The sequence below is a fragment of the Alteromonas sp. HB246098 genome, assembly GCF_054890645.1.
Genome location: NZ_JBTZUG010000003.1, coordinates 135,889 through 159,261 on the forward strand (window position 1 = coordinate 135,889; position 23,373 = coordinate 159,261).

Sequence of the window (23,373 nt, forward strand, 5' to 3'; positions counted from 1 at the left end):
CATATTGTTCTCAATGAAATAGTAAAAAGATTGAAATACTTTAATGAAGTATCAAAGTAATAAAGCAGACCTAACAAAGCAGGAACACTTGCCCATGAATGTAGCTAAACGATTCAAAGTCTCTACCAGTATTCTTGCTATCGCCCTCGTGTTATCACCTTGTACATTTCCTCAGGAACACCCAAAAGGCCCGCATCCTGAAGGCCCACCACCTCCTCGGCCAGATACGGCTGAAACATTGGCAATAAAAGCCCGAATGGGTGATACAAGTACGCTTATGGGAGATATTAGTGTTCCAGCTGCAACGGAAGACTGTGACAACAGTGAACATATTATGACGCTTCTGTGCCTCATCTCTTTGCTTAAATCTACCTTAAGTGAAGATAATCTATCGCTAATCCAAACCGAATATTCACTGGAGCAAGCCAAAAACTGGAGCAATTTGCCCGCCGGTGCGTTCCCAGAGCGCCCAGGAATATTTCTTGGCGAATTGTCTATCAAACAAAGGGGCATGGTAAAAGCTATTTTGAAAGAAGCGGCCAGCGAAAGTAGAAATGAAGGCTTCGATGAAATGGTGCAAACACTTAACGCCGATGACTACATAGGAACTATTAGCACAGACTATAAAGCCGCGTACTCCTCTTACAATGGTAAGCTCGCCTTTTTAGGTGAGCCATCAAAGGACGGACTTTGGGAATTATATTACGGCGGTCATCATTTTGCCTTCTCTAACACGTACAACAACGGAAAGCTTGTAGGCGCTACGCCTTCTTTTCGGGGGATTGAGCCCTTCCCTTCTTTCGAAATGAATGGGCGTGAAAATAAACCGCTTTTGCAAGAACGCGATGCGTTTTCGAAATTACTCACATCATTAAGCGAAAACCAGCAAGAAAAAGCGAAATTGAAAGGAACTTACCGAGATATTTTAGCGGGGCCGCAAGCTGATGATGCTATTCCCGAAAAGCAAGAAGGCTTAGCAGTTTCCTCACTATCAGAACAACAGGTTTCTCTGTTGAAAGAAGCTATCTATACCTATGTTGGCGATATTCACGAAACCGAGGCGAAACGGTACATGGAAAAATACGCAAGTGAATTTAACAACACAGTTATCGGGTTTTCTGGGACTACATCACTGAACTCTGAAGACGATTATGTGCGCGTTCACGGCCCCTCGCTATGGATAGAATTCTCTATGCAGTCGAACAAATCGACAAATCAACCAGGTAACCACCCTCACTCGGTTTGGCGTGATAGACAAACCGATTATGGCGGACAAAAGTAGTGATAACGATAAAACCGTTTAAAACTCTTATCAGTGTTACTTGCGTTTTTGTATGCAGCTTCTTCGCGCTAGCATGTCCAGCTAGCGCGCATTCACTGCCAGGCAGTGAGTTAGTCATTAAACAGAGTAGCTCTCAAACAAGGATAACCTTAAGCTTCGCTTTGGAAGAGTTTGTTATTGCAGCGCCACACTTAAAGTTTGTTGAAAAGACATCAAGTTTAGGTGATTTGACCAATAGCCAAGTCAAGCAATTGTCTAGCTATTTTAACCAATACTTTAAGATTAAGCCCTTAAATGACGAACAGGATGATCAGTTCATTTCACCAAGCTTAGATGCAATCGAAATACAGGGCGCATTCAATGAGCACGTTGGACGATATAGACGAGTTGAAGCCCAATTTTCAGTGGATTCAAAAACGTTGCCGTACAACAGCCTTTTTCCAGCTGTTCTGCACTTCGACGCGATTTTGCACGAAATACGAAGTCATAGAGTTGCGGTGTTTTATGAAGGTGAGCAGAACAGTAAGATAAAGCTTGTTGACTTTGTTTACAGTGAAACTAACGGAAAGCCTGCCACCCATTTACTGTCACCAAACAGCTAACAGAACGTTTAACGGCCTTGCTACTATGAATAAGATTTTAGCATGTCAAACAGCGGCATAAGTTTAACCTCGGCACAGAAAAGCGGCGATTCACTGTTGACCCAACCAGCGCAAGTAAGATGGCTTGGGTCTTTTTCAACAGGCGCAACCAACATGTTTAAACAATCATTGCTTTTGAGTTGCGCTAATTGCTGATTATCGATACACATATTTTGCGAGACGTAGATCATTGGGTTACTTATCAAGTCATAGCCTAGGGCCTGAGCTCGTTCTAACATTGCCGAAGACATTAATGAAAGCGGATAAAACTGTGGGAAACAAACCGTATTCGCAAACTCATCAATGTATTGTGTTTGATCGGCAAAGGCGCTTAACAGGTAATTTTTAGCATTACCAACAATCATCCATTTTCGTTTTAAAAATGCACTGTCATCTAATAATGTTCGGTCTGGCATCTTTGAAAGATGACCTTTGTCATACCTAAGCAATGGGGACGAAACGGATAAATAGTCTGACTGCCTGTAGAACCCCATTAGACTTGGCTTTCCCGATGCTTTTAAGATCAGGCGTTGCGATTCTTGTTCGCCCATCGGTGTTTTAGAAATACGGGCCGACTTGAGTATCAAGCTTAGTTCGTCGCCCTCTTTAGCAGGGTTAACGAAGCTAAATTCATACACTGAGTATTGTCTTTGCTCAATAGTAGACGCACTTTGGTTTATCTGCGTTTCTACAAACAAACCAAGTTGAAAGCCAAGCGCTATCGTACCTTGGAACGGGTTACCTGCAATACGCTGCCAGCGCAATGGATCGTGAAACAAGTTAAAATCGTCCGTAGCATTTCGAGCGATGTCGATATGTAATTGGGTAAGAATGTGCACTTGCTTTCCTTAACTAAGAAACATCCACCATAAAAAGCTATTTCAAACACGGTATTTGTGTTCAAAGATGCCTAATTCACATAGCGAAGGGGAATATTCCACCTTACAGTTTCACCAAGTATAGGTCATAAAAGCAATAGCAACTAACTCTCAGATATTGCATTGTTTCATCGACATTTAGCCCTTATTCGAGTCATTATTTTATCGCCATGTACACATCTATGTGGTTGGCATTCACATAATGCTCGAAGTCCACTGTAAATGCCCTTTCATATTCAGTATCTGCTTGGGTGAAATAGCGCCAGATATCACTCCACACATCGATAGCAATTTGCGGCATTTCACCTTGTCGGGAAAAAACAAGATATTTTCCCGCGGGGATAGTAATGTTCTCAATCTTTAAATGTTCGGGCACTGTGTCGCCATCAAAACCTGCTAGCACCGAAAAGTCACCGGTATGATCTGATTCGTAGTTGAAATAAACGCCATACACCCGCTCGCCGCCTCGATAGTCAACAGATATTGAACTATCAAACCTCTGCCAAAGCGCGGGGATCTTTCCCTTTGGCGAGAATTCAGCATGATTGTTGGTAATCACCGAAAAGCCTTTGATATTTATCGGTGAAGTTAGTTTTCTTACGTCCATAAAAACGTCCTAATTGTTAAGCATACAGAAAGTTTGTCTAAGCAAGTGGATTCAAGCAAACCATGTTTTAGCAGAATGACTTCAACACCTTACCTTAAGTTTCACTCCTACTGGTACGTTTCTTGATTTAATTTTTGATAAAATAATAAATGCTTCTCAAAATAAAAAACAAATTTAGGACTCACCATGGCACATACAGGAAACGTCGTTATTTCGGGTGAAGGTTACGATGTTATTGACTGCGAAACGTGCGGATTTAAACATGTCACGCCAATTCCAGACAAACTGGAGAATGAAACACTTTATCGTGATAGCCACTACGATGACGGCGAACGCGATAGGCTAAATTATTATGAGCGAGACCGCGATTGGTGGCTAATGAGTTACCGTGATGTGCTTAGTGAAATAGCTCAATTTATTACGCCTAATGATGACAATACCCTGGTTGATATTGGCTGCGGTGCGGGTCTGTTTTTGGAAGCCGCCAAAGGTGAAGGGTGGAACACAGTTGGTGTCGAAATAAGTACAATAGCGGCAAACCATTGCCGCGATAAAGGCTTAGAAATCATTAACAGCAGCTTCGATGCTGATCTCACCAGCCTTCCAGAGAATATCAAAGTGGTTCACATGCGGAATATTCTTGAACATGTGCCAGACCCCTTTTCGCTTATCAAAGTAGCTTACGACAAACTTGCTAGTGGTGGAATACTCGTTGTGGGTGTACCCAACGACTTCAACCCACTTCAAGAAGGCCTAAGAAAAACGCAAGACTACAAGCCATGGTGGGTTTCAGTTCCACATCACTTGAATTACTTTGACTTCGACTCGCTTGAAGCACTTGTAGAAAAATGCGGTTTCAAGCCAGTGAGTCGTTTTTCAAGTTTTCCTCTCGACCTATTCCTAACAATGGGCGACAACTACATTGAAACCCCAAGCATAGGCCGTGAATGTCATTTAAAACGAGTTAACTTTGAGTGGTTCATGGAAAACGCGGGATTAAGCAGTTTACGCCAAGATATTTATCGCGCTTTTTCTAACCTAAATTTGGGTAGAGAAGCCATTGTTATTGCTCGAAAGCCTTAGGACTGTCGATGAAGATTGAATACGTAACTAATGCTAGCTTTTTGTTTACTTTCAGTGATGGGACTACTGTTCTTAGCGACCCATGGTATGAAGACGGTATTTATCATGGGCTTTTATTTAATTATCCTCCAATTCATAGCAAGCAGCGAGAACGCTACCTTAATTTAAAACCCGATTATTTATATATCAGCCACATTCATGGTGACCACTTCAATCCTTTTACCCTCTCCCATTTTGATAAAAGTATTCCGATACTTATCGGCAAGTTTCCCACTCCCGCACTTAGTCTGGCTTTACAGCAATTGGGGTTTACCAATATCAAAGAATGTCCCTTTGATGAACCTTGGAAGTTGGGTGAAAACAGTGTCACGATCATAAAGGAATTCTCTGGGTCGTCCGATGACATTGTTAATGAAACCAACATACCTGTAGATTCTTCTATATATCTAGAGGACAAAAACGGCTACAGCGTGTTTTTCGCTGTTGATAATCCAATGCAAATTAGACACGCTGAGCAGATTAAAACAACGTTCGGCAAGCTTGATACTGCTATTCTTGCGTATAGTGGTGCTAGTATTTACCCCTTCGTTTTTTCTCACTATTCTGATGATGAGAAAAAAGCTCGCGTGGAGCAGTTAAAGTCATCTCGATTGAAGAAATTCTGTCAGCTAGCTGAAATCATTGATGCCGATTTTAGCATTCCAGCAGCAGGCTCTTTTGTGATAGGTGGCACAGGTTATAAATATGCGCAGTATCAACACCAAGCATGCCCCTCTGAAATAAAGTCAGCTTGGCATCAGCACAAACTTGAAGAGTCTAAATTGGCTATGTTATCTACTGGAGACGTGCTCGACTTATCTTCGCGTTCAACGTCGCTCTCACCACGTGCTCTTGATAGAGACTTTACTCAGCAAGATAGGATAGATTACGCAAAATCGCTTAAAAATTTCCCTTGCGAGCTTCACAGTATAGCTTGGCCTGAGGGACTAATGATGCCCATTAACAGCTTGTTATTTAAAGCTAGAGCAAACGTTTGGCGTGCTCAAGAGAAATTATCTACGTACCCAGACACTGATGTGTTTTTGCATATTGAGCCAGTAGAGATGCTACCTGCTGGGTTAAAGAGCCCAATCTACGCTAAGATAAGCATGGACAGTGAGCGAGTTAAGATAGACACAATTTTTGAACCTACAAAAGACAAACCCTATATTGTGTTCTCGATGACGACCCAAGTGCTTATCGCTCTACTTTTAGGCGGAACGTTCTGGAACGTGGCTGAATACCACATGACTATTGAACGGGTTCCCGACCAGTTCGACCCAACGTTACGAAGTCTAATGGCCTATTTCAAGTTGTAACAACTTGAAATAGTGATACGAGTACATAATCAACTAGTGTCAGTAGACACTAGTTGTTGAACGTTTATTTTCAATACTTACTCTTATCAACGCGCATTTTGCCTTCGGAACAAATATAATTCTGCTTTATCTCTTTGAAACTGCAATACATTGTGAATCAACGTTTTTTACTTGCCATACTCGCAGTGCTTTTGGCCATGATAACTATCCAATCGGGTGCATCATTTGCCAAACAACTCTTTCCTATCGTGGGGCCTGAAGGTACAAGCGCCCTGCGCGCATTCTTCGCGGCCTTGGTGTTAACAGTAATTTTTAAGCCTTGGAAAGCAAGCTTAAGTGCGAAAGGATGGCGAAACGTCATTATTTATGGCGCCTGTTTAGGGGCAATGAATATCATCTTCTACCTTGCCATTGCACGTATACCATTAGGTATAGGCGTTGCGCTTGAATTCACAGGTCCATTGGCAGTGGCCTTTTTTAGCGCAAGAAAAAAACGTGATTTTGCGTGGGCCATTTTAGCCGTTGCTGGCGTTTGTTTACTGCTTCCGGATATTTTCGGTGCATCAGCAGAAGGCCTAGATCCTATCGGCGTAATGCTTGCGCTAACCGCGGGAGCTTTTTGGGCCGGCTACATTGTATTTGGTAACAAAACGGGCAACGAAGGTTCAGGCGGCGTAACGGTTACCTTAGGTATGCTAGTAGCCGCCATTTGTGTGGTACCCATTGGTATAGTGAGTCAAGGCAGTGCTTTATTATCTTCAGAGGCGGTCCTTATAGGCTGCGCCGTAGGGATTTTTTCATCCGCTATTCCCTACACCTTAGAAATGAGTGCCATGCGCAATATGCCCAAGCAAACTTTCAGCATAATGATGAGTGTAGAGCCGGCTGTTGCAGCTGTAGCAGCGTTTATCATTATTGATGAAACCCTTACACTGACTCAGTGGCTTGCAGTAGCTTTAGTGGTCATAGCTACCGCTGGAAGTTCTGCTACTCAGAAACAAGTGCCCAAACAAAAGCAGCTTGAAACGCTTTCTTAGTGTTTCAAGCTCAGTTGCTTAGCTTTTTTTGCTTTAGATCTTTTGGCTTTAGCTCTTTCTACCTTAGTTCTTTTTACCTTAGTTTCTTGTACCTTACCTGGCTTTTTCTTTACCTTTCGCCTTTCCACTGTATTGCTTTATGAACTAAGCGACTATTTTCCCCGTTTAACACTGTGTAAATAGTAAAACTTACGCTACAGGGAATGATGATGAAGCACTACGCTGTAAATACAGAAGTTGAATGGGAATGGGGTAATGGCAGTGCCACAGGCAATATAAGAGAGAAATTTACCAGTGATGTTACACGCACTATTAAAGGCTCATCGGTAAAGCGTGAAGCGAGCGACAGTGACCCTGCCTACCTTATTGAACAAGACGATGGCAGTAAGGTTTTAAAATCTCACAGCGAAATTAAAAAATCGTCGTAAATTACCTTTAATCTACTTTGAAATAAATGCAGCTTTCTTTTTTCACTGACAGTGATGTGGTCAACATTGCTAGGTCACTTGTTGGCAATTTTGTTTTTAGCAGTGTCGGTGGTTCACTTACCGGAGGAATGATCACAGAAACTGAAGCTTATTGCGGTGAACGGGATCTTGCCATGCAAAAACACCTATTGCGCCGGCCCTCATCTGTAACAACGCTTAAGAAAAAGGGCGGCATAGCCTACATCTATACGGTTTACGGTTACCACAGCATGTTCAATATTGTCACTAACGAGGTGGGCTATACTGATTCTGTGCTTATCCGAGCAATCAGTCCTACCGTGGGCTTAGATATAATGCAGGAACGACGAGGGTCAAACATTGCGGTGCGTGACTTATGTTCTGGCCCTGCGAAGCTTTCACAAGCTTTAGGGTTAACACCAGCGCTAAATGGCGAACCTGTGGTAAACAACAATACTATCTGGATTGAGAGCAACGCCGAATTTAATGCGGCCGAAAGTATCATCAGCGCACCTCGCATAGGCATAGATTACGCCAAAGAAGATAAAAAAGACGATAAAGGTAAACCGCGTCCCGCAAGGGATGATACAAGCCTACCTTGGCGCTTCACACTGAAACAGGGTGTATAAAAAGGCTTAATGTGACAATTTCCTTCGCTCACCCTTAGGAAGACCTTAGTTAGTTAGGGCATACGTAAGCTTACAGTCTATATACTTCAGCAATTTGTTTACTACCCTTGGTACGGCGATATCCCCATTAGCATTTTTGGCTTCTACAAAAATATCACAGTCATCGTACTTAATTTGCTGGCGTATGACATAGTCGTTGAGTCCGTCGAACAACGTTTCTTTTAAAGGCACCATGCCGACAAAAACGTCAGCTTTTTGGTCATCATCACTCCCTTCATGCTTAATAAAATAAGCGCCTTCAATTTCTCTTTTTAGCGTATAGGCCTGCATGGCATCTAACTTTGTTAAGCGAAAGTGCACGCTTATTAGGGGTTCTGTCACTAATTGTCTCGGGATATTTATTTAAATAGTTACTGCTTAATTTCTACTTTCCACGGCGGGTTTACTCTGTTTTCTCCCGCCCAATAAAGCTTTATTTTATTGCCAGATGGGTCTTTTAAAATAGCTTCTTTCCAAAGATAACGTTGATCAGTGGGCGGTTGATCAAAATGAATACCCTTTTCTACAAGCGATGCATATAGCTCGTCTAACGCTTCATGTTCAAAGTAAATCACGCTATGATTTTGCACGCTTTCGCTTTCTAAAGAGAGTGAAAATGTGGAGGTGCCTTCTGGGCACGTAAACCTTGCATAATGCGGTGTATCTACTATTTGTGTAAACCCAAGGGTAAGATAAAACTCAACCGCTTCAGCCATATTGGTAACAGGTAGTGTAACTTGATTCAATTCCATGAGCACTTGCTCCTATAGGGTTTTACTGCAACTTAGCTTAATCTTCACGTCCTAGATAAGCATGAATAGAGGTGATTTTACCGTCTTCATCAAATGTTAAAACATCGACGACAAATAATGTTTCTGCTTTATCAACCACAATTTTAAGCTCTCCAGACACCATATTATCGTTTGCCATGGTTGATAGCACGTGTATTTCTATTGAGTCTGCATTCGCAAAGTTTTTACGTGTTTCGTCAATTGCTAAAGATTTACCTTGTACGGAAATTTTCCAATCACGTAATGCGATGTCATCTGAAAACATGTCGGAAATGCTGTCTAAGTTCTTTTTTTCATAAGCATTTAGGTATTGAATGAAGTTACCGACCAGATTCATTATTCGCGTTCCTTTCATCAAGTTTTTAAGAGGCACTAGCTAGTCGATTTTTCTAAAAACTAGCACCAAGTTCATACAAAGGTTACACAATTAAAAACAATGTTGCAGCTGTTGCCGCGCCCATTGTGAGGTTAAACTGCCGTCTTCGAATTGGCGAACTCAACCATACACGAATTCTTGCACCTACTGCAGCCCATAGCGAAATACAAGGAAACCCAATAACTGCAAAGGCGGTAACAATTGCAATGCCAGATTCCGTATAATGCTCTCCAGGCAGGGTAAATGTGCCTACACTCGCTAACGCCATCATCCATGCTTTAGGGTTTATCAACTGAAATAATGCCCCTTCCCACCATTTGAGTGGCTCCTGACGTCTGGCTGATTTTATCTCAATTTCATCCACAGGCCCGGTGGCAATTTTAAATGCTAACCATAACAGATATGCAACGCCAAGCACCTTAAGCACACTGTACAATACGGGAAATATGCTAAATAACGCACCAATGCCAAGCAGTGTGCTAACCATTAAACCTGCAACACCAATCACAATACCCAACATGTGCGGCAGCGAACGTTTATAACCGTATTGTGCCCCTGAAGCCAAAAGCATCATATTATTTGGGCCAGGCGTTACCGTGCTGATGAATGCGAATGTCGCCAGTGCGATGAGAATAGATGTTTCCATGACAGTCCTTATGTGTTGAGGTAAGTAATGCGTTTCTTTGAGAGAAACTGGGTTAACCAAACGCTTGTTTTTCGCTAACACATTACAGCCATATTTCTGTATGCATCAGACTCAAACACTTTTAAAAACAGCCATACAGTTTAGCCATATTCATCTCTGTATGGTTGTTATTTGACTAATCTGTATGGTTAAAAGCACCCGTTAACTAAGATATAGTTATCTGTATGCAGATGACTTCAGAAGAATAAAGGTTACGATGACGCTTTATGAAACATTAGCCCATGAACTTAAAGCCCAAATCGAACGTGGTGTTTTTGAGTTGGGAAACAAATTACCTTCTGTAAGGCAGCTGTCAACGGAGCATAAAGTAAGTATTGCTACCGTGCAGGAAGCTTATCGTGTTTTAGAAGCGCAGCAACTGGTAGAGGCAAAGCCTAAATCAGGTTATTTTGTTGCCCGTAGTGTATTAATAGACAACACGCCACGCATGACGAAGCCACCGCAGCGTCCTATGGATGTGTCTCAATGGGAAGATGTGCTAGACACTTTGCTGAATACCTTCAGTAAAGACCACAATGTTAATACCCTTTGTCAGTTCCAGCATGCCATGCCTAACATGACCGCCAAAACACTTAAACCGCTGATAAAACGTCTGCATGAACTAACCAAACATAGAGCCTTAGACGGCATGATATACGGTGACGTAAAAGGTGATGAAACTCTGCGAAAACAGCTAAGCCGATTGGCCGCAGCATCTGGCTGTGTGTTACAAAGCGACGAATTTATTGTGACCTCTGGCTGCCAAGAAGCACTATCAGTGTGTCTTCGTGCAGTGGCAAGCGCTGGTGACGTGATAGCGGTAGAATCTCCTGGGTTCTACGGTGCTATGCAGGCTATAAAGGGCGCAGAGTTGAAAGCGTTAGAAATTCCCACTGACTCTGAAACGGGGCTAAGTATAGAGGCATTAAAACTAGCGCTTGACCAATGGCCGATAAAGGCAATTTTAGTCGCTCCAACGGTGAATAACCCGCAGGGATTCGTTATGCCTGAGGCAAAAAAGCAAGCGCTATACGAGTTGGCGAGAGAATACGACATTGCCATTATCGAAGACGATATTTACGGCGATATAGCTTATTCTTACCCTCGACCAAAAACGATAAAATCGTTCGATGAGGACGGTCGCGTTTTGCTATGTTCGTCGTTTTCAAAAACCCTCGCGCCTGGCTTTCGCGTAGGTTGGATAGCGCCCGGTAGCTATAGAAACAAAGTACTACATGCTAAGTATGTCAGTAGCTCTATGTGCCCTACCTTGCCCCAGTTAGCTATAGCAAGCTTTATTGAGCAGGGTGGCTACGATAAACACATTAGGTCCATGCGCCATTACTACGTGAGCGCGCGAGATGCTCTGCGTGCAGACATTAAACGCTTTTTCCCTTCAGACACGTGTATTAGCTACCCTCAAGGTGGCTATGTGCTGTGGGTCGAGCTCAACAGCCGTTACGACAGTGTTAAGCTTGCCGATGAAGCCAAACAGCACGGTATTTATGTCGCGCCCGGACAGCTGTTTTCAGCGACGGGGAAATATCGGCATTGTTTGCGTTTTAATTTTATTGATAGTACTCAAGCTGAACGGACCGAAGCTATTAGGCGCCTTGGCGAATTGCTTAACGCGCAAATAGCCTAGTTCACTATCCAAAATATTTGGTGCTCACTTTTTCATACAACCACCGTTTTAAAAATAGCTTGTAGCCCAGTATTTGCCTCTGATTGATCCACATCAACGCAGGACAAACGTAACTCCACCACAATAAAGTCATCAGAATTACCCCGTGAAACTTTGTATGCTAACGCTAGTGAATGATACAGATGCAAATGATGATATTGTGCCGGAGTCACATGGGCTATATCGGCTGCATATAAAGCCGAATACGCAGATGGCTATAGAAAACAAACCCGTTTTCGGTGCGAACATTACGTTACACAGCAGCTTATTAAAGCACGAGCATTTTGTTGCGACACCAAATAATATATTGGGCTGGCTAGATCATCTCGGCTTATCGCACTTCTCCATAAAAGCCGAAACTAATCGCCTAAAAAATGATGACAATTCTGTGCTTTTGCCTTCACAGTTTTTAAACGCTGAAGGCGGTATTTTGCGCGTAAGCGCACCCACCCGCATTTATTTGATAAGCAAAACGCCAATTGCTATTAACAAAAACGGCCTTTGTTTGTTTACGCCTGTGAAATAACAACGCAGAAATGTACTCTGCCCCTGAGGGATCCCCACGAATTTAATTTCATGTTCCTTCAGCCCAGGCTACGTCAACTATAGAGCTGTACCACTTGAGTGCAGCTTTCCACTGTCGCATCGTAAATCGTATTCGACAAGCGACAGCCCTGAGTCCAAGGTAATGGAATGACAGCACGCTTCTGGTTTCGGTATTGGCTTGGAAGCGCCGATGCCTATTCGATGAGACGAGCACCATACCCAGTAATATAGCCACGAGTGAAGCTAACGTCGTCAGCAATACCAGTATCGTTAGACGCTGCTTTTTCACGCTTTTATTCTGTTCATAGCCAAGTCCGAACTTCGTGCTTTTCATGTCTCTAAAGCCTTCTTCAATTTGCATTCGTTGCCTGTAAATGGCCACTACTTGCTTCGATAAGCTTCGATGAGGTGCCAGTGATGTCGCTAATAGCCATGGATCTTTCGCCCCGTGCGCATGAACTTTTGAGCGTTTTGAGGCTTTACGTGTACCATCTGGATTTGAAGCATGACGCCCTTTAGATTTCTGTTTAAAAAGAACTAGCGTGCAGGTAAAGGGGTTGCTCCTTACTATTTGGCTGTTATCAAAACGCTTCGGTCGACAGGTTGCTTGTGCGTATAAACGACGAATACATTGCCACGTATTTCCTCTATCAAGCGAGTAAAGATGTGGCTTGCGGATACGCCCAACAATGTCCCATCCTAGGGCCCTAACTTCTCTGAACCAAGGCGATTTATACCCTGCATCGGTAACGATAATGGGTCGGCAATTTGAAGGTAATATAGCGTGTAACGCCTTTAAAAATGCCTTGTGTGTAGCAGGTTTCTCTTTGGTCTTGTTGCAATGTACTTCTTGGTAAAGTGTGATGGGCCTTCCTTTCAGAGATACTGCCGCGCGTAAAAGAAAATGCGCTTTACGGTCGTCTAAATCTGACCAATCTATTGAGATAACAGGGCGTGTTGTGTTGCCGCAAAATAGTTGGCATATAGATGCATAGATGAGCGGTGTTTCACTTAGTAAATGCGGATTTGAGAGCAAGCGGTCTGCACGTTTAATCCTATGTTTTTCAAAGGCTTTAGTGTTTATCCCTCGACCTATGCTGGTTACGGTTGCAGCGCTTCCATTAAGCAGACTTTTGACGCACGCCGTGACCGCATTTAGACGAGTTTTATGCATATTGTAGCTGACAAGCGTAACGACTTTGTTCACAATAGATAGGGCATTCATGGCTGTTTGGTCTCGGTGAAGTTTGGCGATTGATCTGATCACCAAACGTCATGAATGTTCCTGTCTTTTTTATCTCACTGATATCATTAGTTTATTTGTGGGGATACCTCAGACTCTGCCCCCCAAATTGGCGGACAGAATATTGTTTCTTCTATTCTGTTTCTGTGACTTCGCCAGTCTTACCCTCTAGGTATTGGCGGATTGCTTCTGACAACCCTGAATAGCGCTTATCTACACGCTGAACCATATGGCTAAATGTCGCGTTGTCTGAAATGATCAAACAACCGCCTTTTGCACGGGTTAAGCCGGTATACACTAGCCCCCGATGGAATAGGTTGGCGGCTTTCTCACTATCGGGCTTGGGCAGTATGAGTACAACGTGGTTGAATTCAGAGCCCTGGGATTTGTGAATGGTCATGGCATATACGGTTTCAAACTGTGGCACTCTTGATAACGATATGCTGCGTAACATTTGTTTTTGTATTTGGCTTTGTACGCCAGTAGCATTCTCGCCCTTATCTGACGAGGTTTGTTGGTCTGCACCTTTTGCGTCTTGGTAAAACCATGCATACAGCTTACCTGTGCTATCAGGCCAGATTACGCCTACTTCACCGTTAGATAGCCGCTGTGGATGATGATTTTTTACTATCATTATGGGCTGACCTTGATAGAAGTGCCCTTCTCGCTTTTTAATTTTGTGCTTGATAGCATCGAACACTAAGCTATTTAGGCCCTCTACTCCCATTGTACCCTTGCGAACCGGTGTGAGCCATCTGACATAGTTTAGGCGATTAAGCGCCTCTTCAGCACTATCGGCATCAAAAATGGGAAAGAAGCTTTCTTTGGCTAACTCATGTAAATCACGACTGCCAACTTCATCTTCTGACCATAAATGCACGCCTTCTTTTAAGCGTGAATTAGTGGTGGAAGCTAGGTTTGTGGTTTTACTGCTTTCATCGCCCCCTTCGGCGATGGCAGCAATCGCTCCATCCGCATCACCTTTTTGGATGGCCGTCGCTACTTTTGCTACTTGGCCTTTGAAACGCTGCGGTGCCTGCAGTGTTGCCACATAGCTTTTGGCTTGCTCATTAACAGGTAACATAGGAAGATGTGGGCACAGCGTGGCAATATGCTGGCGCATCATCGAAGGCACGCCCCCCAATGAGAGCGGGCCGTTATCACTGTGTGAGCTACTTTCGCTGCTCGACGATACATTCTCTACTACGTCAAAGCTTGTTGTGTCACTAACCAATTGTTCTAACACATTGCCAAGCTCAACAGCTGGAAGTTGGTCAGCATCACCGATGAAATAGAGTCGTGCATGGTTCGGCAATGCGCGGACAATGCGCGTCATTAACGCTAGGTCGACCATACTTGCCTCATCGACAATGAGCACATCTGCGGCTAATTGATTGTGCTGATTGTACTTGGTCGATACACCGTATTCTCGCAATCCTAATAATCTATGCAGCGTTACAGCGTCAGTAGGCACATTATCAAGCGCAGCATCGTCCACCTTGCCGCGAAGCCCTTCAATACTGTTAACGATAGACTCGGTCATACGTTGCTGCGCTTTGCCGGTTGGGGCAGCTAATACAATATTTAGGTCTTTGTCACACGCCTGTAGCGCCAGCAATAGGCGTAATACGGTATAGGTTTTACCGGTTCCAGGCCCACCATTAATGACACAGAAACCCTGCATTAAACTTTTAGCAACAGCAATTTGCTGCCAATCTTGTTGATCTGTAGTTTCGGTAGGGAATATAGCGGGCCAAAGTTGCTTTACTTTGTCATTCGCATCTTCTGTTAACGGCGTAAGCGCCGCCCGCTTCACTATGTCTCGCGCTACCTCTTGTTCAAACTCATAATAACGACGGCTATAAAGCCTACCGTTTTCATAAACAAATAATTGAGCAACTTGTTCATTTCCCAGCGCGCTTTTTACTATTTTTAGCAAAGGAGTAAGCCGAGGTAGTTCTAAACCTGTCTTAAGGGCCTGTTCTGGCTCTTGTTGATATATGACCCCTTGGGGATTGTGAATAGATGATGCACTTTCGCTTTCTTGCACTTGGGCCGACAAGCCAGCCGCTTCTTCAGTGTCAGTCTCTTTGAAAAGGGTCGTTCCAGCTACTTCTTTAAGATAGATACAGCTATGCCCGTTACGCTGCATGTATGACAAATACGCCAGTAACCCAGCCCAGATAAACCTATCTTCATGTGCGAGTTCATCAATAAAGCCAAACTCTTTTGCGACAAATTTGTCGATAGCTTCGATGCCAAACAAGTTATCAAAAAACGACGATACAGAATGTTGATTGTTGTTCATTATTTTCCTAACTATATTGTCCTTGATGCCACTACTTGTCATCGAAACTAAACTGCTGCTGTTCTGAATGCTGTTGAGTAGTGCCTTCACTTTTCAAATTGTCGCTTTGCTGACTATTGCCACCACTTTCAAATATTGAATCTATTTGCATGAGCAAAGACGAAGGAATATCGGTATAAAACACCCCTTCACCCCCTTCGTTCTCTGGGTGCATGCCGCGTAAATATAGGTAATACACACCGCCGAAATGAACATCAGGGTCGTAATCAGGCAGGGTATTTTTTAAATAGCGATGTAACGCTAAGCAGTAAATTAAATATTGAAGATCGTAAAGGTGGTGCTGATTATTGTGAAACAGCGCAACGGGTAAGTAGCTATCTAAGGTATCTCCAAGCCAGGTTGATTTGTAATCCGCCACAAAAAACTGACCATCATGTTCAAAAATCAAGTCGATGAAACCGTGCATCATTCCCTGCAATTTCGTCGTGATTAGCTGAGGCGCGGCCTCGGCTTTACCACCAATCGAGTCAGCTACAGATTGGCGGTGGTGAGCAAGAACATCACGAAGCTGAGCCCATTGCGTATCGTTCATGGGAAAGTAAAACTCTGCTTCGCGCAGGGTTTGCGCTAACGGTAAATCACTCATGCTTAGTTGCATTTTAGGATACAAGGGCGTCTGTAACGTTTCTTCAAGCCAATCGTAAAGTAGCGGCGTGCGCTTTTCTTCTAGACCAAAGCGTTTAACGAGTTCTTTGCCAGTTTCTTCCCATTCGGGCGCACTAAAATCACTGTTCTCAAGAATATCGTGAAGTAAGTTACCTGCGCTTGCGCCTTTTTCCAAAGTAAAACGCAAGTCACTTTTACTGATTGTAGTTGTAGTGCTAAAAGAAGGATCTGCATTACTTGCGCCTAACAGCTCTTCTCCCCCCACAAGTGAATCCGCCGCGTACACCTCTTCGTCACGAATGGTTTGAAGTACGGGCACACTCGGGAGTGTTTGACCTGAAGCTTCTACTGGTGTTGTATTTGCGCTCGTACCCACGGTAGTTAAACGGCTCATCGCTGAAAATGAATACAGCCGCCACTCTTCGCTCGCCGTGCCGGTAAATTGCAACGCGCTAAGCTCTACCAGCTCGTCTTCTTGTTCAAAGCCTGAATACACTTCTTCGAACTCGTCACCATCAATGTGGCTTGCATGAGACGCATCTTCTGCGGCGACCCTGCTTAACACACTTGGCCAATCGTTGTTGACACTATCCCCATTTACTCCTAAGGCTCGAGCCAGTGCGCTTTTTTCATTGTTAGCAAGAGGTACAACCCCCATGTAGCAGCGGTGCGCTGCACGGGTTACTGCCACATAGGCCAAGCGCATATCTTCCGCTTCGCTTTCATGTTGAACCCGAGCTATGGCTTGTGGCGTTTGCCCCAGCTGCATCTGCAAGTCTTGCTTCTCTTCGTCGTAATAGGTAAAGATTTGCGATGTCGCCTTTCCATTTTTCGACGCGTCTTTATAGCCCGTGGCATAGGGTACAAAAACTATTGGATACTCAAGGCCTTTTGAGCCATGCTGAGTAATAAGACGAATAAGCTGACTATCACTCTCAAGACGAAGCGTTAGCTCTTCGTCACTTTCCGGCTTATGGATTTGCTTATTCAACCAATCCAGTAGTTGCTCAGGGCGCTGGTGTGTAGTGCTGGCTTTTTCCAGTACTTCCGCTAAATGCTGATAGTTAGTTAATGCTCGCTCCACACTGTCGGCATGGGGCTGATAACTGTCTTGCATTAAGTGCAGCAGTACGCTCATACAGCCTTTTTGCAGCCACATCTCGCGCAGGGACAGTACTTTATCGATAGCGGCATCCCACTGAGCATCATCTTCGTGATAAAGCAGTTCGATAAGGTTTTTTGCGCTATAGCCCCAAAGCGGAGATGCCAGACTGGACGCTACTTTACTGGTATCGTTCGCATGCCAAATGCCATTAAGCAACCTAAGCACGTCTTTCGCCTCAGCACTGGCAAATAGATTACTGCGATCGCTTAAATAAACACAGGCCAGCCCTTTTTGCTGTAATACATTTTTGATAGCGCCTGCTTCGGTTCTATCTTTGACAAGAATGGCGATATCTTGAGGTTTTACTGGCGTAGTGTGACCGTCCGCCGCTTTAAAATGCGCTTCATTCAACAAGCGATAAATTTCTTGCGCAATCCACTGCGCCATTTTACGCCGCATAATGTTAGTGTTTTCTTTCTCCTCTAAACACATGCTCACGTAATTCATTGCACTGCGTTTCACAACATTATCTTGATCAGCGGGGTCTACCAAAGGTGCCTTAGCAGCTGCGGCTTTAGGGGTAAATTCAACAGGGTTGTAATTAATGCCGAAGCCAAATACATCAGTGGGCTTACCCGATGCCACTGGCGCACCGTAGAATAATCGATTGTAGGCCCTTACCATACCTTCCACTGAACGCCAGTTAGTGTTCATAACCCAGCGGTAATCCGCCTGCCTACCCGCTTTTAAATAGGTAAAAATATCGCCTCCCCGAAAGCGATAAATAGCCTGTTTCGGGTCGCCAATCATTAGCAGCGCACTTTCATCAGCTTCAGCTAGATTAGGATATACCGAGTCTAAAATAGCGTATTGCTTAGCATCAGTGTCCTGAAACTCATCGATTAGCGCGACTGGAAACTTCTTACGAAGTTCTGGCACAAGGGTATTGTTTGGCTTTATAACCTCATCAGCTAACATGCGAATAAGGTCGTCGAAGTCGATAACACCCAGCTGTTTTTTCTGCTTTTCAACTCGCTCTTTGATAAAAGCAATAGCTTCGATAACCAACTTGAAAACAGGTACTTTACCTAGTGCTTTATCTTTCTCGGCAAATGCTTTTTTAAGCGCACCAGCAAATTCCTTAATTGGCGTTAAAATCTCTTTTACGCCTGAAGAATTCCGAGCATATCGATTACCCTTAACAAAAGCCTCTGCTTCTGGTGGTGCGAGATAATACTGCTGCTCACTTACGCAAGAGCCTAACCATGCTTTAAGCGCAGCCAATTCTTGGGGTCTTTCTTTTTTATGGGCCGGTGTTTTAATAAGCTGCTCTACGATTAACCCTTCGTTTTCTTCCACACTTTGCAGTAAAGATTTCGCATAGGCCAAAGACGTGTTTGGCGCGTCATTCAGCTGTTTGTTAAAAGCCGCTTCAATGTCGTCCTCAGTTAGCATTAATGGGGTCAGAGTACTTTTTATGCTGGCGTTAAATTCACGCAGTAGGTTTTCAGGTGTGTGCCAGCCAGACTCTGCCAACAGCCTGAAATCGTTCTCGCTTTTACTTATTTTTCGAATGAAATCTTCGGCAGCCTGAAGATATAAATCGCTAGTATCGTTACCCAAATTTAGCGACATAGCGAAGCCACTGTTGAACGCCAGCTGAGTAATAACGTGCTGACAAAAACCGTGGATAGTGAAAACCGATGCCTCATCAAGCTCTAGCTGCGCTGCTTTTAATAGGGCTAAACTCTCATCAGGATCGCAGCTATTAAACAAGCTCTGATAAACCGGGTCGCAGCTAGCGTCTATTTCGTTGCCGTTGTCTTTGGCTTGCTGCCAAATAAGCAATGCCTCTCTTAGGGTGGCCGCAATCCGCCCCTTAATTTCTTCGGTAGCGGCTTTGGTGAAGGTCATCACCAATATTTCTTTAACGTTAAGCTTTTTTTCTAACAGCAAGCGTAGGTACAAACGCGTAATGTTAAAGGTTTTACCGGTACCTGCGCTCGCTTCGATAAGGTGTCGCCCCTTTAGCGGCATAGCCACCACGTCAAGCAATTGCGCTTCGGTTTGGGTTTGCTCGTTCTCGTAATTTTCAGAGGATACAGAATTCTGGCTCATAACTTCTCCTCCTGAGACGCATTATTGACCATGGAAAAAAGTACAAAGGCACACAAGTGCGGGGCATCGTTCCAGCTTACACCTTGCGGGAATAACCAGTTGAGGTAAGGATTGCTTGCCATATCCGCACTGTACTGCCCATTACTTTGCTGCCAATCGGTTAGCGCACGCTGTAGTTCAATGGTGTCAAAAAGTGCGGCAGATTGACCAACTACCTGTTTCGCTTTTTCGTTTCTGTCACTTGTTGTTTCGCGAGTAGTGTCGCTGTCTTTCTCAGCAAACGGGCAGACTTCCTCAATTACCTGTTGAAATTGATCGAGAATGGCTTTATCGGTTTCACTTGTAACATCTGTACTATGCAGTAGTGCATGCAGGATATGGTTAAACATATCCGGTTTTATGCTTTCAACTACGGGCTTAGTCTCTGAGTTTCTTGTGCCGGGCATAAAGGTGCCAAACAAGCTTAAATGCACTGGCGTTGGCGCCGTATAAACAGCTATGTAAAGCTGTTCTATAAACAAGAGTAGCCGCACCGCAGTTTCTTTGTCATAAGAAGGGAAACGCTGCTTTTTCAATACAGTTTCGCCCTTTTCCCATGAACATGAATAAATATCCAGTGGGTAGTTGTTGTAGCGAGTTGCTCCATCACTGCATGAAAATATCAATTGAGAGATGAAAAAGCTTAACGCGCGGTGGGAGTCTATTTTACCGGCACAAAGCTCTACTAACGCGTCGCTACCAACAAGGGCAGTTGTGGTAAAGGTGATAAATTTACCTTGGAACTGCGCCTTTACAGGTTCAGCATCGTGAGGTCCCATCGCCTGACTTAATGCTAACGCCCCTTCTTTCCACATTTCAACTTCATCTCTGGCAACAGGGTTATTGGGAATATCGCCCCGAAGCGACGCAAAAGCGATCACCTGTTCACCGTATGACATTGAGTCATGCTCTTGTGACAACTTGCGTTCAGGCGATGAGAAGATGGCATCAAGCACCTGATAGCGCAGCAACGCATTGGTCTCAAATGGCTCGCTGTTTTCCAGTAGCGTAAATGACTGTGATAAGTTTACACCTAGCCTTTGTATAGAAAAGTGCTCAAGAGGGTCTTTAAAGGCTCTTGCAATTTGGCTATTTGATAGTCGAAGTTCTTGTGTTGAAAGCGTATTGGATTGCTCATCAGGTATCGCTAAATGATTAGAGTCGCTGCTATCGACACCTGTCTTATCAGACTGTGACTTTGTATGCTGTAGCGCATCGGCCAGTCTAAGCCAACCGGTTTCGTAGCTTGGCAATTGTCCAGCGAATCCCTCTTCACTGAAGGGGTGAAGCGGCGCATGTACTCGGTATCTAGACAAGGCCAGAGCGTAGCTATTTTCCAGCATGTCCATAAACTCGGCCAGTACCAGACTAGGTTGGCGCTCACTGTTATTGGTAACATCGTTGCCTTGATAGCTTAAGTACAGGCTTTCCCGCGTTGAAATAATGGCTTCAAGAAATAAATATCTGTCTTCCAAACGCCTTGAACGATCGCCAACCCTACGGTTCGCACCTGCCATTAAGTCCAGGCCTAGGGGGCTTGATTTTCTTGGAAACTCACTGTCATTTAGGCCAAGAATACACACCTTTTTAAACGGTATACTTCGCATTGGCAACATTGAGCATACCGTGACCTGACCGGTCATAAAGTGGTTACCTGCATCTGGTGATGAGAATCGATTTAGCAAAAGGTCGCGTATTTGGCGTAAGGACAATTCATGCTGGTAATCTGCTTCTTCGCATCGTGCTGCAAGATCGGCTGCAACGTTAGCAATAAGATCCCAGCTTTGCTGCTGCTCCTTTATAGGCATAAAGCACGCATCGCGAAGGTCGATTAACGCTTTGGACCACTGTTCGGGTGTTCTTGGATCGGTCAACTCTTGTGCGAATTCCCCGAGCATTGCCACTATATCAACAAGTTTACCCAGGGTTAGCGCACTTTGCCCTTCCACATCTGGAATAGTAAGTAGGTCACTCACAACCACTTCGGCGTCTTGCGCCAACATGCCCATTAGCAGCCTACGAATGCCCCACCACCAGCTGTACGTTTCATCTAGTTTAACGCCCTCTGATACAGCGGTTTTATGGGTACTATTAAGGCCCCAATGGATATGGGCTTGTTTTAGCCACACCACCATTTGTTCTATGTCATCTTGAGATACTGAAAATCGTTTTTGTACAGAGTCCAGCTGCAAATAATCCATGATGTCCGATACGCCAAAGCGGCTATCAGGTAGCTGCAAAAGCGCCATAAACGCCGCGATAAGTGGTTCCGCGTCCATAGGGCTTCTATCTGCAATGGTACAGGGAAGTCTAACCTGCCCGGTGCCAGCTAAGGTTTTAGTACCAACCCTGTGAAATACAGCATCAACAAATGGCGCATAGTTTTCAATAGCCGGGCACATCACAAGAATATCTGACGGGGTACGCGTTTTATCTTGAGATAACCAATGAAGCAGATGGTCGTGCAACACTTGCACCTCGCGAAGCGCGGAATGAGTGCACATGATAGTGACGCTATCATCATTTTGTTTTAGTTCGCTAGTGAATGGTGCAGGTTGAGCGGCTTGTAAAATATCTTTGTGGATATAATCCAGCAGGCCGCGAGTAGGCTCTGTATCACCGTTGTCGACCACTTCGTCGAATTCTGGCGAATCAAAAGCGCTTATCTCAAACGTGTCCAGTTCGGTAAGAAGATTAAATAGCTCTCTGCCCTGCTTACCTAAGTTGCCAAGTAATGGGTTGGACTGGTCTTCTTCCATCCATTTTTTAAGTCCTTCCAGGCGTAATAGCTTGGCTTGTTCGCTACTACTTTTCGCTTCCCCCCAATAATTTACGCTGGGGTTTAGGTGGAATATATGAATATCAATATGCTGTGCGAGGGCGTCAAAAAATGCTATTAGTTGCGGTGCCATAGTGTTAATGGCAAAAACAATAACGCGCTTGGGTAAATGACCGACGGGATCATTTGGTATGTCACCTGCCTCTAACGCCTCTAGGGTCATTTGATGCAAACGGGCAGGATGCAACGGCTCTTCTTTGGCAAGAATACGCCAAATTTCGCTTTGCCATAATTCCATATCATCGAATACAGCCCGTTCATTAGCTTCCCACTTAAACAGCCAGTCGGGACGGTATAAGAGATATTGTTCGTACACGTCAGCTAACGCAGTAGCAAGTTGAAGACGCTGAAGGCCCTGCTCCTGCTCGCTGCCGGCGTTTTTCCAATATCTATTTACTTGCTCAAAAGCTTCACCGTTCATCAGTGAGTCATCTTGAAGAATATTGTCAATGCGCCAAGTCAGTACTTCACGACGATAAGGAGATTGCTTAGGTACTTTATCCTGCCCTAATACAGAGCGCGCTGTATTCCACATAAAGCGTACAGGCAGCGGGTAATCAATGTTCATCGCCACGCCGTGTTCAGTGGCTAATTGCATACTAACCCAATGTTGCATACCTGGGCTTTCAACCAGAATGGTTTCTGGCGTGAATACCCCTAAGGGTTGCTGACGTAAAAGCGTGGTAAGAAGGAAACTTAAGTGTTCTAATTTATTAGAGGGGTATAACGCAAGCAATCGAAAAATCCTTTGTAAAACGTGCTATTAGGTTCTGTATAAAGACTATGCACGCATCGTCGAACTTATCAATTAAGTGTATCGCATTAGGCCAAGTAGTTAAGTTATTTCTCAAAAAAAATAGATAAGCAAATGTCTTATGAAGATAAAAATAAGGACTAAGGCAATGACATAAATAAGCGTATCCAATTAACTCAGTGACAAGTAATAGGAGAAAGCTAGGTATCGGAGGTATGA

At 44.1% G+C, this 23,373-nt stretch carries 19 protein-coding genes; 9 read left to right on the plus strand and 10 right to left on the minus strand.

What is annotated here, in order from left to right:
* Positions 1-94 precede the first annotated feature (94 nt).
* Together ACYTPF_RS08560 and ACYTPF_RS08565 are read left to right on the plus strand one after the other, a co-directional pair.
* Positions 95-1,282, plus strand: coding sequence for a DUF3500 domain-containing protein (locus ACYTPF_RS08560; RefSeq protein WP_461851916.1), 1,188 nt, complete (start codon positions 95-97; stop codon positions 1,280-1,282).
* Positions 1,282-1,884, plus strand: a complete 603-nt coding sequence (locus ACYTPF_RS08565; protein ID WP_461851917.1) for a hypothetical protein — start codon at positions 1,282-1,284, stop codon at positions 1,882-1,884. The genes ACYTPF_RS08560 and ACYTPF_RS08565 overlap by 1 nt, the downstream gene beginning before the upstream one ends.
* A 23-nt stretch (positions 1,885-1,907) precedes the next feature.
* On the opposite strand, the gene ACYTPF_RS08570 is transcribed toward ACYTPF_RS08565, so the two are convergent.
* Positions 1,908-2,762 carry a hypothetical protein gene (locus ACYTPF_RS08570; RefSeq protein ID WP_461851918.1) on the minus strand — a complete coding sequence of 285 codons (855 nt, stop codon included), beginning with the start codon at positions 2,760-2,762 and terminating at the stop codon, positions 1,908-1,910.
* Between the two features lie 196 nt (positions 2,763-2,958).
* On the minus strand, positions 2,959-3,408 hold the full coding sequence (locus ACYTPF_RS08575; RefSeq protein ID WP_461851919.1) for a GyrI-like domain-containing protein: 450 nt from the start codon (positions 3,406-3,408) through the stop codon (positions 2,959-2,961).
* Positions 3,409-3,594: 186 nt separating this feature from the next.
* Here ACYTPF_RS08575 and ACYTPF_RS08580 point away from each other — a divergent pair, with 186 nt between their 5' ends.
* From ACYTPF_RS08580 to ACYTPF_RS08600, 5 genes are all read left to right on the plus strand, one after another.
* Positions 3,595-4,491: a class I SAM-dependent methyltransferase gene (locus ACYTPF_RS08580; protein ID WP_461851920.1), complete on the plus strand. Its 897-nt coding sequence runs from the start codon at positions 3,595-3,597 to the stop codon at positions 4,489-4,491.
* Positions 4,492-4,499: 8 nt separating this feature from the next.
* Positions 4,500-5,849 carry an MBL fold metallo-hydrolase gene (locus ACYTPF_RS08585; protein WP_461851921.1) on the plus strand — a complete coding sequence of 450 codons (1,350 nt, stop codon included), beginning with the start codon at positions 4,500-4,502 and terminating at the stop codon, positions 5,847-5,849.
* 152 nt (positions 5,850-6,001) lie between these two features.
* Positions 6,002-6,886 (plus strand): EamA family transporter, encoded by an 885-nt coding sequence (locus ACYTPF_RS08590; RefSeq protein ID WP_461851922.1) that lies wholly within the window; start codon positions 6,002-6,004, stop codon positions 6,884-6,886.
* Positions 6,887-7,095: 209 nt separating this feature from the next.
* Positions 7,096-7,314, plus strand: coding sequence for a hypervirulence associated TUDOR domain-containing protein (locus ACYTPF_RS08595; RefSeq protein WP_179985215.1), 219 nt, complete (start codon positions 7,096-7,098; stop codon positions 7,312-7,314).
* 26 nt (positions 7,315-7,340) lie between these two features.
* Complete coding sequence (locus ACYTPF_RS08600; RefSeq protein WP_461851923.1) at positions 7,341-7,961, plus strand: DNA-3-methyladenine glycosylase; 621 nt, start codon at positions 7,341-7,343, stop codon at positions 7,959-7,961.
* Positions 7,962-8,006: 45 nt separating this feature from the next.
* Here ACYTPF_RS08600 and ACYTPF_RS08605 read toward each other — a convergent pair whose 3' ends face one another.
* From ACYTPF_RS08605 to ACYTPF_RS08620, 4 genes are all read right to left on the minus strand, one after another.
* Positions 8,007-8,342, minus strand: a complete 336-nt coding sequence (locus ACYTPF_RS08605) for a hypothetical protein (protein WP_461851924.1) — start codon at positions 8,340-8,342, stop codon at positions 8,007-8,009.
* A 29-nt stretch (positions 8,343-8,371) separates the two neighbouring features.
* Positions 8,372-8,752, minus strand: coding sequence for a VOC family protein (locus ACYTPF_RS08610; RefSeq protein ID WP_461851925.1), 381 nt, complete (start codon positions 8,750-8,752; stop codon positions 8,372-8,374).
* 37 nt (positions 8,753-8,789) lie between these two features.
* Positions 8,790-9,128, minus strand: coding sequence for a nuclear transport factor 2 family protein (locus ACYTPF_RS08615; RefSeq protein ID WP_269918058.1), 339 nt, complete (start codon positions 9,126-9,128; stop codon positions 8,790-8,792).
* An 82-nt stretch (positions 9,129-9,210) separates the two neighbouring features.
* A complete protein-coding gene (locus tag ACYTPF_RS08620) occupies positions 9,211-9,813 on the minus strand; it encodes a LysE family translocator (RefSeq protein WP_461851926.1) in 603 nt (200 codons plus the stop codon).
* Between the two features lie 256 nt (positions 9,814-10,069).
* On the opposite strand from ACYTPF_RS08620, the gene ACYTPF_RS08625 reads away from it, so the two are divergent.
* Entirely contained in the window at positions 10,070-11,497 is a 1,428-nt protein-coding gene (locus ACYTPF_RS08625; RefSeq protein ID WP_461851927.1) for an aminotransferase-like domain-containing protein, read from the plus strand.
* 169 nt (positions 11,498-11,666) lie between these two features.
* Positions 11,667-12,062 (plus strand): hypothetical protein, encoded by a 396-nt coding sequence (locus tag ACYTPF_RS08630; protein WP_461851928.1) that lies wholly within the window; start codon positions 11,667-11,669, stop codon positions 12,060-12,062.
* A gap of 48 nt (positions 12,063-12,110) precedes the next feature.
* Here ACYTPF_RS08630 and ACYTPF_RS08635 read toward each other — a convergent pair whose 3' ends face one another.
* The 4 genes from ACYTPF_RS08635 to recC form a co-directional block, all read right to left on the minus strand.
* Positions 12,111-13,349: an IS4 family transposase gene (locus ACYTPF_RS08635; protein WP_461851929.1), complete on the minus strand. Its 1,239-nt coding sequence runs from the start codon at positions 13,347-13,349 to the stop codon at positions 12,111-12,113.
* Between the two features lie 109 nt (positions 13,350-13,458).
* Complete coding sequence (gene recD, locus ACYTPF_RS08640) at positions 13,459-15,633, minus strand: exodeoxyribonuclease V subunit alpha (RefSeq protein WP_461851930.1); 2,175 nt, start codon at positions 15,631-15,633, stop codon at positions 13,459-13,461.
* 31 nt (positions 15,634-15,664) lie between these two features.
* Positions 15,665-19,522 carry an exodeoxyribonuclease V subunit beta gene (gene recB / locus ACYTPF_RS08645; RefSeq protein ID WP_461851931.1) on the minus strand — a complete coding sequence of 1,286 codons (3,858 nt, stop codon included), beginning with the start codon at positions 19,520-19,522 and terminating at the stop codon, positions 15,665-15,667.
* Complete coding sequence (gene recC, locus ACYTPF_RS08650; RefSeq protein WP_461851932.1) at positions 19,519-23,136, minus strand: exodeoxyribonuclease V subunit gamma; 3,618 nt, start codon at positions 23,134-23,136, stop codon at positions 19,519-19,521. The genes recB and recC overlap by 4 nt, the downstream gene beginning before the upstream one ends.
* Between the last annotated feature and the right edge of the window lie 237 nt (positions 23,137-23,373).

Bases quoted from the DNA above. Each gene is read 5' to 3' on its own strand.
- ACYTPF_RS08595 (WP_179985215.1), top strand. From the start codon at position 7,096: ATGAAGCACTACGCTGTAAATACAGAAGTTGAATGGGAATGGGGTAAT.
- ACYTPF_RS08585 (WP_461851921.1), top strand. From the start codon at position 4,500: ATGAAGATTGAATACGTAACTAATGCTAGCTTTTTGTTTACTTTCAGT.
- ACYTPF_RS08615 (WP_269918058.1), bottom strand. From the start codon at position 9,128: ATGAATCTGGTCGGTAACTTCATTCAATACCTAAATGCTTATGAAAAA.
- recD (WP_461851930.1), bottom strand. From the start codon at position 15,633: ATGAACAACAATCAACATTCTGTATCGTCGTTTTTTGATAACTTGTTT.
- ACYTPF_RS08580 (WP_461851920.1), top strand. From the start codon at position 3,595: ATGGCACATACAGGAAACGTCGTTATTTCGGGTGAAGGTTACGATGTT.
- recB (WP_461851931.1), bottom strand. From the start codon at position 19,522: ATGAGCCAGAATTCTGTATCCTCTGAAAATTACGAGAACGAGCAAACC.
- ACYTPF_RS08625 (WP_461851927.1), top strand. From the start codon at position 10,070: ATGACGCTTTATGAAACATTAGCCCATGAACTTAAAGCCCAAATCGAA.
- ACYTPF_RS08620 (WP_461851926.1), bottom strand. From the start codon at position 9,813: ATGGAAACATCTATTCTCATCGCACTGGCGACATTCGCATTCATCAGC.
- ACYTPF_RS08575 (WP_461851919.1), bottom strand. From the start codon at position 3,408: ATGGACGTAAGAAAACTAACTTCACCGATAAATATCAAAGGCTTTTCG.
- ACYTPF_RS08610 (WP_461851925.1), bottom strand. From the start codon at position 8,752: ATGGAATTGAATCAAGTTACACTACCTGTTACCAATATGGCTGAAGCG.
- ACYTPF_RS08560 (WP_461851916.1), top strand. From the start codon at position 95: ATGAATGTAGCTAAACGATTCAAAGTCTCTACCAGTATTCTTGCTATC.
- ACYTPF_RS08600 (WP_461851923.1), top strand. From the start codon at position 7,341: ATGCAGCTTTCTTTTTTCACTGACAGTGATGTGGTCAACATTGCTAGG.